This window comes from Neobacillus sp. DFD-2R, assembly GCF_057747865.1.
In genome coordinates this window covers 4793673-4811192 of record NZ_CM173228.1, presented here as the reverse complement: position 1 = coordinate 4811192, position 17520 = coordinate 4793673, and the positions used below count along the sequence as shown (strand labels likewise).

Below are 17520 nucleotides of genomic sequence, written 5' to 3'. Positions count from 1 at the left end.
TGAGCGAAGTACACTAGCCGCTGGGCGCTGGAGCTGGACAATTCTCAAAGTTTAAAAATTTTTTTCTTATTCTTCAACAAAGGCTATCTTAAGGTAAATTTCCTTCAGGATAGTCTTTGTTTTTTTTGAATTATATAAAAAATTGGTAAATTATGCTAATATTAGATTGATAATTTTATTGAGGGTGATTAGGATGGAAAAGAAACCGGATGTTGTACTGTCTATTAAAGATCTAAGAAAACACTACGGTACAAAAGAAGTTTTAAAAGGAATTGATTTAACCGTGTATCAGGGACAAATTATTGGCTACATTGGTCCAAACGGTGCAGGTAAAAGTACGACAATAAAAATATTGCTGGGACTTGAAGCGGATTATTCCGGGAAAATTGAGATTTTTGGTGAGGAAATAAACGAAAAAAATATCGACTATAAAAGAAAAATAGGCTATGTACCTGAGATTGCCGAAATCTATGATAATTTAACCGCTATGGAGTATTTAACGTTTGTTGGCGAATTATATGGAATGGACTTCGCTATTGCTGATGAAAAAGCCCAAGGACTAATGACAGCATTCGGACTGGAAAACGTGTATCATTCCAGAATTTCTTCTTTTTCAAAAGGGATGAGGCAAAAGGTACTGATTATTTCAAGTTTAATACATAATCCTGATCTGCTATTTTTAGATGAGCCATTGAATGGCCTTGATGCCAATAGTGTTATGGTATTTAAAGAAATCTTGGCGATGCTCGCTGCAAAGGGGAAAACAATTTTTTATTCATCACACATCATGGATGTGGTCGAAAAAATTAGTAACAGAATTATTCTAATAAACGATGGGAAAATTGTCGCAGATGGAAGTTTCAATGAATTAAGGGAGAAAAATAAGGAAGGGACTCTGGAGCAAATTTTTAATCAACTGACAGGCTTTAATGAATACAAGGTGATTGCTGAGGAATTCGTATCCATTATCCAAGAGGTGTAAGCATATGAAGGACTTCGGGACGTTAAAATTCTTAGATTTGTTTAAAACCATGTTTGAGAGATTTGGCATTAATTATCCTTTAATGAGAAAAATATTGGCGATTAAACTGACGATGGATGGACGGAGAGTGCCAACCATTTTTAATCAACAAGCTAAGAAAAAGATCAAACGAGATGAAGAAAATGGCTTTATGAAATCTTTATGGATATATGCCTTATTCGGTGTGATGCTCATTCCTTTCGTCATTAGTGGAAAGAACTATCTATTTCAAATGAGTATCTTTTTTGGTGTCGTAATGTTTCTTGTTATGACCTCGATGATTTCTGACTTTTCAAATGTTCTCCTTGATGTAAGGGACAAAACGATTTTCCAAACAAAGCCCGTTGATAAACGGACAATTAACTTAGCAAAAGCAATTCATATTTGTATTTACTTATTCTATTTAACTTTGGCCTTTACTGCATTACCATTGATCATTGGAACATTTACGAATGGGCCTTTATTTTTACTTTTATCACTCGTTGGACTAATTTTAGTAGATTTATTTATCGTTGTTCTAACTGCCATCATCTATTATTTTATATTGCGTTTTTTTGATGGTGAAAAACTTAAGGATGTTATCAATTTTGTTCAAATTGGATTATCGATTTCCATTGCAGTCGGTTATCAGATTTTGGTTCGGACCTTTAGTCTGGTTGATATGAATCCGACATTTTCACCAAGCTGGTGGGAGTTGTTACTTCCCCCAATCTGGTTTAGCGCTCCATTTGAATTATTATTACGAAACCATCGAGACCCTTATCTTATTGTACTATCAATTTTTGCCTTGGCTGTTCCCATCATTTCATTTATTATTTATCATCGAATGATGCCGGCTTTTGAAAGGAACCTTCAAAAGCTAGCTAACAATAGTGGAAATAGTAAAAGGAAGGATAGTGAGTGGAAAAATTGGTTAGGACGGATTTTATGCAAATGTAAGGAAGAAAAAGCCTTTTTCCGATTTTCAAATAATATGATGAGAAACGAACGTGAATTTAGATTGAAAGTATATCCATCACTAGGGTTATCCCTTGTCTTTCCATTTATTTTTATGTTTAATGAACTTCAAATGAACTCTTATGCTCATTTAGTTTCCAGTAAATGGTTTTTATCCGTTTATATGTGTAATTTGGTGATTCCCAATGCCGTTACCATGCTTAAATATTCAGGGAAATATAAGGGGGGCTGGATATATAAAACCGTCCCCCTAAACAATTTAGCACCTTTATACAGTGCAACATTAAAGGTTTTTATCGTAAATTTATTTCTTCCTATTTATATTATTTTAAGTGCTATATTCTTAGGGATATTCGGTATTAAAATAGTTCCGGATCTTTTGGTGGTGCTGGTATCCTCGATTTTATATACTGTTATTTGTTCTAATGCGCTTAAAGAAGCATTACCATTTTCAGAGTCATTTGAGGATGCGCAACAGAATTCCGGATTAAAAGTGATTTTATCTATCTTATTAATTGGAATCTTCGTTGGTTTACACTTCATCACTACATTTTTTATGTATGGCGTATTAATTTACTTAATTTTAATGATTTTAGTTACAATTTTTGCGTGGAGAAGAGCCTATAAGACGATCTGGAATTATTAATCACCAGGAGGGTATTTCTCGAAATTTGTTGATATTTCCCGGGAATTTTGTCGAGACCTGTTTAAATGAGCAAGGCCGTTTGCTTCGAAGTGCGGTCTTGTTTTTTAATTAATAGAGGATAACTTGATAACTACTCTTTATATTCATCTAAAAAGGGCTTGTTAACATAAAAGTACATTACTCCCATTAGCACTCCCCCGCCAATGAGATTACCAATGGTCACAGGTACTAGATTATGTATGACACCCTGCCAGGAAATTGTACCGGGATGATTTAGTACGAGTGCAATGGCGAAAGTGCACATATTCGCAATGCTATGTTCATACCCCGATAGAAAGAAGCAGAATACGAAAAGCATCATCGCAAACATTTTCGGGCCATCTCCCTTTAAACCCATCGGAAGAAAGAAAGCTAAGCAAACAAGCCAGTTACAAAGGATGGCTCGAAAAAACAACTCCATAAACGGCACATGCATTTTTTTATCTACTACACTTAGCAAAAAGCCATTTACGGAGGATTCTGCAAAGAGTCCCGTTGTAAAAATAAGCAGCGCAAACACTGCGGCTCCTAAAATATTGCCAATATAGCTGGTAATCCATAATTTTATAACTAATGACCATGACAGTTTTTTACGAAGCGCCGCATAAGTGTAGTAAAAAGTATTTCCTGTAAACAAATCGCCACCGCCATAAGCAATTAAAATGATGGCTGCACCAAAGGTTATTGCAGCCATTGGATACGTCAACGGGGAGTGCACTGAATAAAAAAAGTTTCCGGTTTTAAAAGCGACGATAACTCCAAAGCCGATAAACATACTTGCAAGCATTGACCTTAAAATATAACGTAATATACTTTGTTTAAAGATTTTTACCTTTTTCAAGGCTAATTTTTCAACTTCACTTAAAGGCTGCATTTCCATCTGTTTGAACCACCATTCGTAATTTCCTTTAATGTCCTTTTATTTTAAAACGAAAAGTGAAAGGATATGTATTGTTAAAGAAAATTCCCTTTTGCCCATAAGCACTTTTCCTTGTTCAGTTTCAATATCCATTATCATATTAGCGCTTTAATGGACATATGCTTTTTTAACCAATAGTGAGTTAAATTAGCTAAAATATCCATAAATCAGCTATAATAAAAAGGTTTGTTAAAACTGATTTTAAGGAGCTTAAAATGTCAATAATGAGAAAAATTACCCCAACGTACGATCCTTGGGAAGCATATTTAGATATCGAACAATATGGGAAACAGCAGCTCACTAATATTGAGTTCACCACGACTACGCTTTGTAATATGCGCTGCGAGCATTGTGCAGTTGGATATACGCTGCAAACAAAGGATCCCGAAGCACTGCCGCTAAAACTATTATTAAATAGGTTAGAGGAGATACCGGCACTTCATTCTCTTAGTATTACAGGGGGAGAGCCGATGTTATCACATTCCTCAGTGAAAAACTACGTTCTGCCAATTTTAAAATATGCACATGAACGCGGTGTCCGGACTCAGATTAATTCCAATTTAACTCTCGATTTAGCCCGTTATGAATTAATCATTCCCTATTTAGATGTCTTACATATCTCTCATAATTGGGGAACAGTGGATGATTTTGTCGAAGGCGGGTTTGCCAGGATGGAGAAGCAGCCTGAATACAATCAGCGGGAAAAATATTTTACGAGAATAATAGAGAACAGCCGCGAGCTTGTTAAATCAGGGGTGATGGTATCTGCTGAAACAATGTTAAACAAACGCACACTTCCGCATTTGGAAAAAATCCACCGCCAAATCGTTGATGAAATGCTTTGTCAAAGGCATGAAGTTCACCCCATGTACCCTAGTGACTTTGCTAGTAATCTTGAAACATTGTCACTTAAAGAAATAAGGGAATCGATTCATCATTTGCTCAATATTCGCAATGAAAATGTGTGGATGCTGTTTGGGACGCTGCCATTCTATGCCTGCAGCAGTAACACTGAAGATTTACAATTATTGGAGCGTTTGTACAAAAGCAAAAATGTAACAGTTCGGAATGATCCTGACGGACGCTCCCGCTTGAATGTTAATATCTTTACAGGCGATATTATTGTGACTGATTTTGGGGATATCCCGAAGTTAGGTAATATTCAAACCACTAGTCTTCCCGAGGCATTTGATAACTGGAAAAACTCAAAGGATGCCAAAGAAATAAGCTGCCATTGTCCAGGGGTTGCCTGCTTGGGACCAAATATACTAGTAAAGAATAGTTATTACCAAAATGAAGATTTTACTATTAAAAAGGCGAAAATGACTAAGTTATAGGAGATTGCTAAATGGCGGACTTAAATAGACCGCCATTTTAATTTTTTAAAAGTCTTGCTAACGGAGGGGGAAAACCCCCGCTATTGCTTTTAAAGCTTCAAAAGGAAACTAACAAAGAAGGGCCAGCAAGGACCCCTCTATTAGGAATTAAAGTTACAATTATACAAATTTAGGTTACTCAGCAAGATTTAATACAGTTACTTTTTCACGTGTCATCGATTCAATGCTCTTGCGGATACCTTGAGCTCCCATTCCGGATCCTTTAACACCGATAAATGGGAAATGATCCGGGCCGCGTTCGGTACGTCCGTTTATTTGAACTGAGCCTGTTTCAATTTTATTTGCAATCGCAAATGCTTTATTAATATCTTTGGTAAAGACACTTGCCTGTAAACCAAATTCTGATTCATTCGCAATGTTAATCGCTTCTTCATCAGAGGATACACGGATTATTGGCAGCACAGGTCCGAACGGTTCCTCCCAAGCTACGGCCATGTCTTCTGTCACATGGTCAAGAAGAGTAGGGTAAATTAAATTGCGTTCACGCTTATTTCCTGTTACAAGTGTTGCACCTTTTTCAATGGCATCCTCAATTAATCCTTGAACAAAATCGGCAGACTGTTTATCAATTAACGGGACAACCGTGCTGCCATCTTCCGGAGAGCCTACTGCCAGTTTTTCAATTTCTTCTTTTAAAATCGAAGCAAGCTCGTCTGCAACACTGTCATGAACTAAAACGCGTTTAATCGCTGTGCAACGCTGACCGGAATAAGAAAATGCACCGCTGATAATATGTTTCGCCGCTTCGTTTAAATCAGCATCTTCACGCACAATACCAGGATCTTTCCCGCCAAGCTCAAGGACAAGTGGAATCATGCCCGCTTTTTTCGCTAAGCGAGTTCCGGTATTTGTTCCACCAGTAAAGGAAATCATATTAATTCCTTTATGCTCCACTAAGTAATCACCAATAACCGAGCCTCGACCTGTCACGATATTGACAAGACCTTTTGGAAAGTTTGCTTTGTGAAGTGCCTCAATCATTTTAATCCCGCTGATCGCGCCTTGTGTAGCAGGTTTAAAGATGACTGCATTCCCGGAAATAAGTGCAGGTGCCAGTTTAGCAGCAGCTAAATTGACCGGATAGTTAAATGGAGGGATGGCTAGGACTACTCCCAGTGGAACACGATCAACAATCGCAATCTTAGACTTAGAACCGCCCGGGAAGCTATCTCCCTTCAAACTCTCTCCATTCATATGCATTGCTTCTTCTACCGTGTATCGAATGAAACCGGCAGTACGTACAACTTCACTCTTTGCATCTTTAAAACTTTTCCCAACTTCTTTCATAATGATTTCAGCGATTTCCTCTTGCATGTTTACTAATTCATCTGCCCATTGATACAAAAACTTTGCCCGTTCCTGAAGCGAAGTTTCTGCCCAATTTTTTTGGGCTATATGAGCATAATAAATTGCCTCATCTACCTCTTCAGTTGTAATCGCCTGTACTTCTCCAATCTCCTCATAAAGATAAGGTGACGTGATTTTAATTGTTTCACGAGACTTACTTTCTCTCCATTCCCCATTTATATAAAAAGGATAAGCTGTTAAGGATAATACGTTTGTTGGCATAATAAATCCTCCTTGAATTTTTTAATATATTTTAAATATGTTGCAACATTTTGGATCGGGACATAATTTGTCCTACGTAGACATAAAACGTCCCGATTTGTGTAAAAAAAATTCTTCTTGTTACTTTTTTATTCTTGCAAGATTAGTCGTTCCTTCAGTGGGACCACTTTAGATTGTATTTTTTAATATTTTGATTTTTCCATTTCTTATAAAAGATTTTGAATTCTACAAAAAATATTATGAATCATTTTAAGGAAAATAAAAATAGCTTCTACAAAAAATATCAAAACATTACAAAAACAGACAAAATTCGATTATTATAAATTAAAACTAACCCATCAGGATTACTTTACTAAGTTATCTACTAATACTGAAAAATAAAATAGAGGAACAATCCTATTCCTGCTTTTTTGTTCTGAGATCCTTTTACTTTCAGAAAATTTTCCTTATACTGACTTTAGGGAGTTTTTTTAAAAGGAGGTTTATCAAATGAAGATATTAGTTGTTGGTGCAGGTGCTGTTGGCGGATATTTTGGCGGCCGTTTACTAGAAAAAGGTGAAGATGTTACCTTTTTAGTAAGAGAGGGAAGAAGAAAGCAATTGGAAGAAACGGGACTCGTGATCGAGAGTATCAATGGAAATGTAACACTTACTCCTAAAATGATTGTAGCAGGTGAAGAAGCGGAATCCTTTGATGTGATTTTACTATCAACAAAAGCCTATCATTTAGAGGGAGCAATCGGGAGTTTCCGGCAATATGTGGGCGAGGAAACAATTATCCTGCCGTTGTTAAACGGAATTCTTCATTTGGAAAAATTGATAGAAGAATTTGGAAAAAAAGAGTCATTGGAGGTCTCTGTTTTTTAGAATCCACTCTCGATGCCAAGGGAAGAGTTATTCAATCAAGCCCTGTACATAATTTGGTGTTTGGAGAACGAACCGGTGAACGTACTGAAAGGATTCTAAAAATGGCGGATGCCTTTAGCGGTACAAAAGCAAATTTTCGTTTAAGTAAAAACATAAACCGGGATCAATGGCATAAATATTTATTCATTTCCACTTTGTCCGGAATCACCACATTAATGAGAGCCCCAATTGGACCCATTCGTGAAGAGACTAACGGACGGGCAACATTATTGCAGCTGACCCAAGAGCTTGTAGGAATAATGAAACAAATTGATGCACCGATTGCTGAAGATATTGAAACGATTCAAATGACTCAAATAGATGGCTTAGGCTACTCGATGAAATCTTCAATGCAAAGAGATATGGAGAAACTTCTGCCGGTCGAAGCGGATCATTTGCACGGCTACTTACTGGAGATTGCCAGAAGCAAGGAAATTTCAGTTCCTATATTAGCAGCTGTTTACGGGAATTTAAAAGTTTATGAAAAACAGTTAGCAAAATAAAGACCTCTTGAGGGTCTTTTTTTATACTGTATGTTTAACAAGCGATCCTGTTTAAATAATAACCGCTGTTGGAACAATAGGGAGGAATCAAATTAAGGAGGGGGAAAAATGGAATACTACGAAGCATTTTTACAAAGCAAGAATTGGGCCGATAATGATATGGATGCAAGATACATAAATGTAAACCATCCATATGCGATTTTAATATCAGGTGATGAAGGGCAAATTACGTTAAGAGGAAACACGGGCTTTGATAACGGTCAAAATGGGGAAGAGATCTTTAGTTTCACCTCTTTAAAGGAGCTCCAGGAGTGGTATGAAAATAATATTGGGGAGTAATTTTATTAGCGCATGAAAGATATTTTGTCTTTCATGCTTTGTTATTGAGTTTAGGTAATTTGTAAATATATCCATTAGAGAAATTATTTTACTTTGTAGCTTGCTTGGCTTAAGTTTTAGCTTTGTGATTTCATCTGCAGAATAAATCTCTCTGTGAATGTCATCCATGATCGCTTGTTTTAACTGAATATATAATGGTGTGGAACTATCAGTATTTAATATCATCGTTTTGATTCCTCTTTTTTTAAGTTTTATATAATTATAATGTTATATTATGTTATGTTATGTACAATCATTAAAGCGCTTTTATATTAATAATTGATAATTTTCAGAAATATGGTTGACAATTACCTAGATGGTGATTAATATAATGTTATATAACATTATATGAAATGTTATAAAATGTAATAAAAAATATGACTCAATTAAAACAATAGTGAAAGTGATTAAGTAAGGGTAGGTGGATGTATTAAAAGGCAAACTAGGATAAAAACTGCACTCATATATTGCCCCATTTTATTATCAATCTTTTACATCTTTATGCAAGGCGCAGGCTAAACTCGCTGCCAATTACGAACACAATGGGTATATCTTAAAGATTATTATATTTTGAATTACCTAAAAACTTTGTTAATTACATTGGAGGAGAGTAAATATGAAAAAAGGGCTTTTGAAAAAATTAGCAGCTGTTGGAATGACTGGTATGATCGCTCTCTCATTGGCAGCATGCGGGACAACATCGAAAACAACAGAGGCTAAAAGTGGTCTTGCAGGATATAAAGAAAAGGGAAAAATTGTAGTAGGAATGATGGCAGCTACACCGCCATATGAGTACCACTTGGTGAAAAATGGAGAAGACAAAATTGTTGGTTCTGATATTAAGTTATTGGATGAAGTGACAAAAGATTTAGGTGTTAAATACGAAATCAAAGATATGGATTTTGATGGTTTATTGGTAGCGCTTCAAAGCGGTAAAGTTGACATGATTATTTCGGCGATGAGTCCAACAGCTGAAAGAGCAAAAAATGCGGACTTTTCGAATGTGTACTATAAAGGCAGAAATGTAATGGTAGTTCGTAAAGAAGATGTTAACAAGTTTACGACAGCCAAAGATTTAGCCGACAAAAAACTCGCAACCATTAAAACTTCTGTACAAGAAGGAATTATCGAAAAAGAACTTCCAAATGCCGATTTGAAATTATTAGGAAAATCAACTGAATTAGCATTAGATTTAGCTAATAAAAAAGTAGATGCTATTCTCGTTGATATTCCAACAGCAATCCTTCTAACTAGAGGCAATCCAAGTATTAGATTAAGTAAAATTTACTATGAAGATCCTTCAGCAGGTGCAGCGATTGCAATGCCTAAGGGAACAGATCCGGAAGTTATGAAAGCGGTTAATCAAACGGTTTCAAAAATTAAACCGGAGTATGAAAAATGGTTAATGGATGCAACGAAGAACGTTAAACAATAAAAAGTTTTCTGTTTCCCCACCTAAGCCATCCGGTGCAAGAGCGGCTTGATGGATTCTACCGGTTAAGGTGTGAATGGAGCTAGGGCAATACCTCAATTTTAAGGGGTGGAAAATTTGAATTTTTCATTTTTAGGACAATATTATCAATTTTTTCTAACTGGAACGTACATTACTATTTTGCTCGCTTTTGCAGCCGTTATTTTTGGCAGTATTTTGGGAGTATTATTAACTCTTTTAAGGAGATCCCGATTTAAAATTATTAAATATATTGGCGATGTCTATGTGGAATTTGTAAGGGGTACACCGCTTCTGGCGCAAATCTATATTATTTATATTGGAGTTCCAAAGTTATTTGGGAGTGATATTCCGGATATCGTAGTAGGTATTATTGCTTTATCCCTTAATGCTGCCGCTTATATTTCTGAAACAATTCGTTCAGGAATTGAAGCAGTTAACAGAGGGCAAATGGAAGCGGCTAGAAGTTTAGGGATGAATCAAAGATTAGCCATGTTCGATATCATTTTACCGCAGGCATTCAAAAATATTTTACCGGCGCTTGGGAATCAATTCATCGGCAGTATTAAAGATTCATCGATCGTATCTGTTATCGGTATTGCTGAATTAATGTATAAAACTACTATCGTTAGAGGAAATACGGCATTAGGATTAGAACCGATTTTAGTGGCCTCCGCTGTTTATCTAGTGTTGACCTTCACTTTGTCGAGAATACTAGCAGTTGTAGAAAGGAGGCTGAAGGCAAGTGATCGACGTTAAGGATTTGCATAAAAGCTATGGAAAAGCTGAAGTATTAAGGGGAATCGATGTCCAAATTTCCAAGGGTGAAGTAGTCGTTGTTATTGGGCCGTCCGGTTCCGGTAAAAGTACATTTTTAAGATGCCTTAATTTATTGGAAATGCCGACAAGCGGGCAAATCATTGTGGATAAGCAAGATATTACAGTGAAAAAAATCAATATTGATAAAGTACGGGAAAAAATGGGGATGGTGTTCCAGCAATTCAATTTATTTCCTCATAAGACCGTTTGCCAAAATATTTGCCATGCTCCGATTAAAGTACGGGGCATGAAGCCGAAAGAGGCTAAAGAGTTAGCAGTAGAGCTTTTAAAAAAGGTCGGTTTAGTGGAAAAAATCGATGCCTATCCATCTTCCTTATCGGGCGGGCAGATGCAACGAATTGCGATTGCCAGGGCACTTGCAATGCAGCCTGAAGTGATGTTGTTTGATGAACCAACATCCGCACTAGATCCGGAAATGGTCGGGGAAGTGTTAGCTGTTATGAAGGACCTTGCAAAAGAAGGAATGACAATGGTAGTAGTTACCCATGAAATGGGCTTTGCAAAAGAGGTTGGTGACCGCATTTTATTTATTGATCAGGGTAAAATCCTGGAAGAAAATACTCCTTCTGATTTCTTTGATCATCCAAAACACCCAAGGACCATTGATTTCTTATCAAAAGTATTATAAGTGAGGTTTGATTATGCTTAAAGTAATCGGTTTAGGTGATAATGTCGTCGATAAATACGAACATATTCAAATGATGTATCCCGGCGGAAACGCTCTGAATTTTGCAGTCTATGCTAAAAAACTTGGTTTTGAAGCTGCATTTTTAAGTGCTTTTGGGTCAGACAAAGAGGCTGTTCATGTACTGGATAGTATTGAAAAAATCGGGTTAGACATTAGCCGCTGTAGACAGTATGAAGGAGAAAACGGTTGTGCCAGAGTCACCTTAAAAGATGGAGACAGGGTATTTTTAGGAAGCAATCGCGGAGGGGTTTTAAGGGAGTATGGCTTAAATTTAACAGCCGACGACTTGAGCTATATTCAAGAATTTGATTTAGTCCATTCAGGTTTATACGGCTATTCTGAAAAGGAATTAGCGAGGATTCGAGAACTGGGCGTACCCATTAGCTATGATTTTTCATCCGATTTTACAGAGAAACAGGTTAACCGGATTGCTCCCCTCGTTAACTTTGCATTTTTCTCAGGCAGCCATATGAAAACAGATGAAATGCTCAATCTTATGTTGAAAGTAGCAAATTTGGGATGTGAATTGGTTTTATGTACGATGGGTGAGGAAGGGGCGCTATTATTCGATGGCTCCGGATTCTACGCTCAAGAACCAAAGCTTGTTAAAGCAATTGACACGATGGGAGCCGGCGATTCTTTTATTACTTGCTTTGTGGTGAACTATCTTAGTAGAACAAGAGAAGGAAATCCAGACAAAGAAACAGTGATTAAAGAAAGTTTAAAGGAAGCAGCAAATTTTTCGTCTAGGCAATGTTTAGTTGAGGGCTCTTTTGGATTTGGGAAAGTGTATTAAGTTTTTAAAAGGGAAGTGATGACCCGTTGGCACTAATTAAAAGAGAACAAGTAGCAGGGATGAATATTCATTATATGCGCTATTCTCTGGAATATTTCCTCGACGCACAGGTGGCAGCAGGAATAAAAACGATTGAATTTTGGACAGGTGTCCCGCACTACTATTTAGATCCTATGAAGTACTCTGATTGCAGAGAATTAAAACAAAAAATTGAGTCAAGGGATCTGAAAGTAAAAGTATTTACCCCGGAAAACTGTATGTATCAATACCAGTTTGCAGCTACAAAACCGGAAATCTTTGAAAATAGTTTTCAGTATTTTTCCAATGGTATAAAAGCAACGGCTGAATTGGGATGCAAAATCATGCAATGCAATTCAGGCTGGGGGTACTACGATGAGGAACGGGAAGAAGCATGGAAACGTTCCAGAGAGATGCTTACTAAATTGGCTGAAGTAGCACAAAAAGAAGGGGTTACATTGGCTTTGGAAAGTTTACGACCTGAAGAATCGAACCTGGTTATTACGGTACAAGATGCCAAGAGAATGATGGATGAAATTAATCACCCCAATATGAAAGTCCTTGTCGATACCACGGCTATGGGAGTAGCCGGAGAAACCTTACAAGATTGGTTTGATGTATTTGGAAAGGATATTATTCATATGCATTTTGTGGATGGTGACCCATATGGACATTTAATTTGGGGAGATGGCAAGCATAACCTAGAGGAATTTTTAACCACCCTTCAAAAGAATGGCTATACCGGATATTTAGCTCAAGAAATTACAGATTCTAGATATTTTAAGGATCCCGCAAGCCATGACATTAGAAATATGAAGTGTTTTGAGAACTTTATGTAATACAAATAGCAGTGTTATGAGATGAAGATATTAAATGAGAATTAATGATATTTACTATATAAAAAAAGAGATTAATTGGAGGAGAAAAAAATGAGTTTAAATCATATCGTTACACAAATTAAAGAACAACAACCAGAAATCAAAAGTGTTTTCTTTGTAGGCTGTGGAGCATCTAAAGCAGAATTATATCCTGCAAAGTATTTCTTAGATGCAAATGCAAAACAACTTCGTGTAAGCTTATATACAGCGAATGAATTCAACTATGCTACTCCGGTTTCAGTGGATAAAACTAGTATTGTTATCACTTGTTCTTTAGGAGGAACCACTCCGGAAACAGTCATTGCAACTGCAAAAGCTAAAGAGTTAGGTGCTCATGTTATTGCTGTTACACATGTTGAAGACTCTGCTATTACAAAAGATGCAGATTATGTAGTTTATCATGGATTTGAAGCTAATTATGCAGCGAAAATGGAAAAAATGACTAAGGTATTAGGGCTTGCAGTGGAAATCCTAAATGAATTTGAAGGATATGTTGATTATAACAAAATGTTGGATGGATTTGATGAAATTTACGATTTAATTGAAAAAGCAGTGTCTTCTGTCGTTCCACAAGCAAAGGCATTTGCGGATGCATACAAAGACGATGAAGTAATCTATGTTATGAGTAGTGGAGCAACCCACGAAGTGGCTTACTCATTCTCTATCTGCTTATTAATGGAAATGCAATGGATTAACTCAGGAACTTTCCATGACGGAGAATTCTTCCATGGACCATTTGAAGTGGTTGACAAAGATGTGCCATTCTTATTATTAATGAACGATGGCAGAACAAGGGAAATGGATTCCAGAGCACTGGAGTTCTTAAATAGATTTAATGCAAAAACTAATGTAGTAGATGCAAAAGATTTTGGCTTGGGTTCTGAAGTTGCTAAAGAAGTTGTAGATTACTTTAACCCGATGTTAATCTCAGGTGTCTTACGGGTATATGCAGAACAATTAGCAATTGTAAGAAATCACCCACTTACGAAGAGAAGATATATGTGGAAATTAGAATATTAAGCTAAAATATGGTCACTATGAAACCGGTATTGTTTTCTTCAATTCCGGTTTTTACTATATTGATAACAAAAAAATAGAAAAGGAATGATGCGGATATCTGTATTTCCGATTCATTCCTTTTCGATTTATGTGGTGATAGTAAGTGCTATTAAGTCTGTTTGAGTCTTAAAATTGGAAGTGTGAATAGGAACTCCATTTTCGTCGAAAACGGTTTTATCGATATTGAATAAAGTATCCCCGATTTCACAATCTAAATAGTTAGCCTCTATACTTGAGGCCGGGGTGACAGTAATAATTTTTTTGCTTGTGCCCGACTTAATGTTGACTTTATAAATATTTTGCAGAACATCATAGGTTGAGGTATGCTCAAGGATACGGGCAGTCAGATTAGGGAAACGCTCTAAAGAATAGTGAGTCTCATCAATAGTAAATGGCAGGTTATCTATAAACATTAAACGGACGAGTCTTAAGACAGGTGAATCGACAGTAATTTGCAGTGCCTCAGCAATTTGTGGAGTTGCATTGATTTCTTCGCATACAAGAATTCGTTTTGAAGGATTTTTTCCTAATTGTTTACTAAAGTCTGTAAATCCATCTACTGAAACCAATTCCCTGGCAAATTTTGTTCTCGTGACAAAAGTACCTTTCCCTTGCTTTCGCTCCAAAAACCCCTCATCAGCTAATTCTTGAATGGCACGTCTGACTGTTATACGGCTGACACCATAGATCTCACATAATTCTGTTTCATTTGGTACCTTTTCCCCTTGCTTATAAACTCCTTGGTCAATGGCTTCTTTTATATTTTGTTTTAATTGATCATATAATGGTTTAGAAATGGAACTGTTTAGTTTCATGCAAGGCTCCTTTCAAAATAATAAGTCATTATATAATATTATATAACAAATAAGCTAAAAATTACATGAAATAAAATCAAAATGTTTTCACAAATAGATGGTTTACATTAGCCTGTTTTTTACATGATTATAATTATTTGAAACGATGGAGAACAAGGCCCGCAACTCTAAAGTTGCAGGCCTTGTTTGTTTATTAACAGCACCTTGAAACTTTTCCTCCCTTTGCATTGTAACGGGCTTCCTGAGCCTCGCAAAAAAATTCCTTTTGTGATTTAACCGATTCGCCAGGGTGGTACGTTTCCATGTGCTCTACGTATTTTTCATAGCTTGGAACACCAACAAGCAAACTGAGGAATTGCCTTCTAAAAGTAATAAGAGTCTTTATTTTGTTAAGCATATTTTTTATAATCTCCTTCGTTACGAGGCACATACGGCGCTTCGTGTAAAGGTAATTTTTGATTTGACAACACTTTACACCAGATCCGGATGGCTGAGATCAAGACAATAATGACAACTAGCATGAAAATGGCACAAAGTGCGGAATCAACATAGTCATTAATTAGAACTTGTTTCATTTGTACACCGGTTGTTGCCGGTGCAAGTATCTTGCCGGCAGCATGTGCTTCTTTAAATATTTTAGCATGTGCCAGGAAGCCAATCTTTGGATTTTCATTAAATAATTTTTGCCATCCGGCTGACATTGTAACGATTAAAAGCCAAGTAGTTGGAAGTAGGGTCACCCATACATAAGCTTTTTTCCCCATTTTATAAAGGACGGTTGTGCCTAGAAGCAAGGCAATTCCTGCGAGCATTTGATTGGCAATACCGAAAAGCGGCCATAATGTATTAATTCCGCCCAACGGGTCAATTACACCCTGATATAAAAAGTAACCCCAGGAAATGACACATAGAGCAGTAGCAACGAGGTTTGGAATCAAGGCTTCTGTTCTTGCAAATGGCTTATAGACCGTACCAAGAAGGTCTTGTATCATAAACCGTCCTACACGTGTTCCCGCATCAATCGTGGTTAGAATAAACAACGCTTCAAATAGAATCGCAAAGTGGTACCAAAATGCCATTAATGTCTTGCCGCCAATCACCTTTGAAAAAATAACCGCCATACCAATTGCAAGGGTCGGCGCTCCACCTGTTCTCGACAGGATGGTTTGTTCCCCAACATGATTGGCGATCGTTTTTAAATCATCCGGAGAAACTGTAAAGCCCCAGCTCGAGACTGTTGTCGCAGCTTTAACGACATCTGTGCCAATTAATGCCGGCGGGCTGTTAATTGCAAAATAAATACCAGGCGTCAGCACACATGCAGCAATCATCGCCATCACCGCAACAAATGATTCTGTCAGCATCGCTCCATAACCAATTGGCCGGGCATGGGATTCCCGTTCTATCATTTTAGGCGTTGTTCCTGAGGAAACAAGGGCATGAAAACCGGATACAGAACCACAGGCAATGGTAATAAATAAGAAAGGAAAGAGATTTCCTGCAAACACAGGACCTGTACCATCAATAAATTTTGTTATCCCGGGCATTTCAAGATTAGGTGCAACAATGATAATTCCTAATGCAAGTCCAACAATAGTGCCTACCTTTAAGAACGTACTTAAATAATCCCTTGGTGCAAGCAGAAGCCAGACAGGTAAAACGGATGCAATAAAACCATAAATAATCATCATAATGGCAATGGTTTCACCTTTAAAGGTAAACATGGCGGCCCATGTCGGATTTTCCGCAACATTTTGTCCAAGGAACAGGGATAGAAGCAATAAAACGATACCGATTAGCGAAGCTTCTCCAACCCGGCCCGGCCGGATGTAGCGCATATAAATTCCCATAAAAATCGCAATAGGAATCGTGGCAGCAATGGTAAACATTCCCCAAGGGCTTCCTGTTAGCGCTTTCACAACAACCAAGGCTAAAACAGCTAGCAAAATAATCATAATTCCTAAAATACCAATCATTGAAATAATGCCTGTTACTTTCCCCATTTCATCCTTAATCATTTCACCAAGTGATTTTCCATTTCGACGCATCGAGCCGAAAAGAATAATAAAGTCCTGAACTGCACCGGCTAGTACAACACCGATGACAATCCAAAGGGTTCCCGGCAAATAGCCCATTTGTGCAGCAAGAATCGGACCTACTAATGGTCCTGCACCGGCAATTGCCGCAAAATGGTGACCAAAAAGCACCCATTTGTTTGTTGGTACAAAATCCTTACCATCGTTGTGAATTTCACCCGGTGTCTTGCGTTTTTCGTCAAGTTGAAAAACTTTTTGTGCAATAAACTTGCTGTAAAACCGGTAGGAAATTGCGTAAACACAAACTGCAGCAGTCAGCAGCCAAATGGCATTAATACTTTCTCCGCTGTTAAGGGCCATAACTGCAAATCCTGCTGCTCCTAGTGCTGCAATGATTCCCCAGATTAGAATTGATTTCAACGCTTTCAACATCAATCCCCGCCTTTTTCTATAATTTAACAATATTATATTTTAAAATTAGGAATATTTAAATAATAAAATATTCCTATTAATCCCAGTTTTAACTATTCTAATAGATGATTATCTGCTTTGGATTGATTCATGACTTTGTTTTGATTAAACTGTTTAAGAAACCAACGTAGAAA

The 17520-nt window shown here is 37.0% G+C and carries 15 protein-coding genes and 2 pseudogenes; 11 read left to right on the top strand and 6 right to left on the bottom strand.

Annotation, left to right across the window (positions count from 1 at the left end; translation table 11 throughout):
• Window positions 1-193: 193 nt before the first annotated feature.
• Window positions 194-982: an ABC transporter ATP-binding protein gene (locus AC3ANV_RS24140; RefSeq protein ID WP_488311139.1), complete on the top strand. Its 789-nt coding sequence runs from the start codon at window positions 194-196 to the stop codon at window positions 980-982.
• Between the two features lie 4 nt (window positions 983-986).
• Window positions 987-2624 (top strand): hypothetical protein, encoded by a 1638-nt coding sequence (locus AC3ANV_RS24135; protein WP_488311138.1) that lies wholly within the window; start codon window positions 987-989, stop codon window positions 2622-2624.
• A gap of 130 nt (window positions 2625-2754) precedes the next feature.
• Here the strand turns inward: AC3ANV_RS24135 and AC3ANV_RS24130 are convergent, their stop codons facing one another.
• Complete coding sequence (locus AC3ANV_RS24130) at window positions 2755-3543, bottom strand: formate/nitrite transporter family protein (RefSeq protein WP_488311137.1); 789 nt, start codon at window positions 3541-3543, stop codon at window positions 2755-2757.
• 254 nt (window positions 3544-3797) lie between these two features.
• On the opposite strand from AC3ANV_RS24130, the gene yfkAB reads away from it, so the two are divergent.
• Complete coding sequence (gene yfkAB / locus AC3ANV_RS24125) at window positions 3798-4919, top strand: radical SAM/CxCxxxxC motif protein YfkAB (RefSeq protein ID WP_488311136.1); 1122 nt, start codon at window positions 3798-3800, stop codon at window positions 4917-4919.
• A gap of 174 nt (window positions 4920-5093) precedes the next feature.
• Here the strand turns inward: yfkAB and AC3ANV_RS24120 are convergent, their stop codons facing one another.
• Window positions 5094-6548, bottom strand: coding sequence for an NADP-dependent glyceraldehyde-3-phosphate dehydrogenase (locus AC3ANV_RS24120; protein WP_488311135.1), 1455 nt, complete (start codon window positions 6546-6548; stop codon window positions 5094-5096).
• A 489-nt stretch (window positions 6549-7037) separates the two neighbouring features.
• Between AC3ANV_RS24120 and AC3ANV_RS24115 the strand changes: the two are divergent.
• Together AC3ANV_RS24115 and AC3ANV_RS24110 are read left to right on the top strand one after the other, a co-directional pair.
• A pseudogene (locus AC3ANV_RS24115) lies at window positions 7038-7957 on the top strand (ketopantoate reductase family protein).
• Between the two features lie 108 nt (window positions 7958-8065).
• A complete protein-coding gene (locus AC3ANV_RS24110) occupies window positions 8066-8296 on the top strand; it encodes a hypothetical protein (protein WP_488311134.1) in 231 nt (76 codons plus the stop codon).
• Window positions 8297-8434: 138 nt separating this feature from the next.
• Here AC3ANV_RS24110 and AC3ANV_RS24105 read toward each other — a convergent pair.
• Window positions 8435-8518, bottom strand: a pseudogene (locus tag AC3ANV_RS24105) (GntR family transcriptional regulator); the annotation flags it as partial.
• Between the two features lie 433 nt (window positions 8519-8951).
• Here AC3ANV_RS24105 and AC3ANV_RS24100 point away from each other — a divergent pair.
• The 6 genes from AC3ANV_RS24100 (at window position 8952) to AC3ANV_RS24075 (ending at window position 14025) form a co-directional block, all read left to right on the top strand.
• On the top strand, window positions 8952-9770 hold the full coding sequence (locus AC3ANV_RS24100; RefSeq protein WP_488311133.1) for a transporter substrate-binding domain-containing protein: 819 nt from the start codon (window positions 8952-8954) through the stop codon (window positions 9768-9770).
• Window positions 9771-9884: 114 nt separating this feature from the next.
• Window positions 9885-10544: an amino acid ABC transporter permease gene (locus tag AC3ANV_RS24095; protein ID WP_488311132.1), complete on the top strand. Its 660-nt coding sequence runs from the start codon at window positions 9885-9887 to the stop codon at window positions 10542-10544.
• Window positions 10531-11253, top strand: coding sequence for an amino acid ABC transporter ATP-binding protein (locus AC3ANV_RS24090; protein WP_488311131.1), 723 nt, complete (start codon window positions 10531-10533; stop codon window positions 11251-11253). Before AC3ANV_RS24095 ends, AC3ANV_RS24090 begins: the two co-directional genes overlap by 14 nt.
• Before the next feature lie 13 nt (window positions 11254-11266).
• Entirely contained in the window at window positions 11267-12109 is an 843-nt protein-coding gene (locus AC3ANV_RS24085) for a PfkB family carbohydrate kinase (protein ID WP_488311130.1), read from the top strand.
• A 26-nt stretch (window positions 12110-12135) separates the two neighbouring features.
• Complete coding sequence (locus AC3ANV_RS24080; protein ID WP_488311129.1) at window positions 12136-12966, top strand: sugar phosphate isomerase/epimerase family protein; 831 nt, start codon at window positions 12136-12138, stop codon at window positions 12964-12966.
• A 90-nt stretch (window positions 12967-13056) separates the two neighbouring features.
• Window positions 13057-14025 carry an SIS domain-containing protein gene (locus AC3ANV_RS24075; protein ID WP_488311128.1) on the top strand — a complete coding sequence of 323 codons (969 nt, stop codon included), beginning with the start codon at window positions 13057-13059 and terminating at the stop codon, window positions 14023-14025.
• A gap of 125 nt (window positions 14026-14150) precedes the next feature.
• Here AC3ANV_RS24075 and AC3ANV_RS24070 read toward each other — a convergent pair whose 3' ends face one another.
• The 3 genes from AC3ANV_RS24070 to AC3ANV_RS24060 form a co-directional block, all read right to left on the bottom strand.
• Window positions 14151-14879 (bottom strand): UTRA domain-containing protein, encoded by a 729-nt coding sequence (locus AC3ANV_RS24070; RefSeq protein WP_488311127.1) that lies wholly within the window; start codon window positions 14877-14879, stop codon window positions 14151-14153.
• Window positions 14880-15072: 193 nt separating this feature from the next.
• Window positions 15073-15276: a YbdD/YjiX family protein gene (locus tag AC3ANV_RS24065; RefSeq protein WP_488311126.1), complete on the bottom strand. Its 204-nt coding sequence runs from the start codon at window positions 15274-15276 to the stop codon at window positions 15073-15075.
• A complete protein-coding gene (locus tag AC3ANV_RS24060; RefSeq protein WP_488314323.1) occupies window positions 15269-17344 on the bottom strand; it encodes a carbon starvation CstA family protein in 2076 nt (691 codons plus the stop codon). Before AC3ANV_RS24060 ends, AC3ANV_RS24065 begins: the two co-directional genes overlap by 8 nt.
• Window positions 17345-17520 lie beyond the last annotated feature (176 nt).

Bases quoted from the DNA above. Each gene is read 5' to 3' on its own strand.
- AC3ANV_RS24110 (WP_488311134.1), top strand. From the start codon at position 8,066: ATGGAATACTACGAAGCATTTTTACAAAGCAAGAATTGGGCCGATAAT.
- AC3ANV_RS24130 (WP_488311137.1), bottom strand. From the start codon at position 3,543: ATGGAAATGCAGCCTTTAAGTGAAGTTGAAAAATTAGCCTTGAAAAAG.
- AC3ANV_RS24075 (WP_488311128.1), top strand. From the start codon at position 13,057: ATGAGTTTAAATCATATCGTTACACAAATTAAAGAACAACAACCAGAA.
- AC3ANV_RS24070 (WP_488311127.1), bottom strand. From the start codon at position 14,879: ATGAAACTAAACAGTTCCATTTCTAAACCATTATATGATCAATTAAAA.
- AC3ANV_RS24140 (WP_488311139.1), top strand. From the start codon at position 194: ATGGAAAAGAAACCGGATGTTGTACTGTCTATTAAAGATCTAAGAAAA.
- AC3ANV_RS24120 (WP_488311135.1), bottom strand. From the start codon at position 6,548: ATGCCAACAAACGTATTATCCTTAACAGCTTATCCTTTTTATATAAAT.
- AC3ANV_RS24085 (WP_488311130.1), top strand. From the start codon at position 11,267: ATGCTTAAAGTAATCGGTTTAGGTGATAATGTCGTCGATAAATACGAA.
- AC3ANV_RS24135 (WP_488311138.1), top strand. From the start codon at position 987: ATGAAGGACTTCGGGACGTTAAAATTCTTAGATTTGTTTAAAACCATG.
- yfkAB (WP_488311136.1), top strand. From the start codon at position 3,798: ATGTCAATAATGAGAAAAATTACCCCAACGTACGATCCTTGGGAAGCA.
- AC3ANV_RS24065 (WP_488311126.1), bottom strand. From the start codon at position 15,276: ATGCTTAACAAAATAAAGACTCTTATTACTTTTAGAAGGCAATTCCTC.
- AC3ANV_RS24100 (WP_488311133.1), top strand. From the start codon at position 8,952: ATGAAAAAAGGGCTTTTGAAAAAATTAGCAGCTGTTGGAATGACTGGT.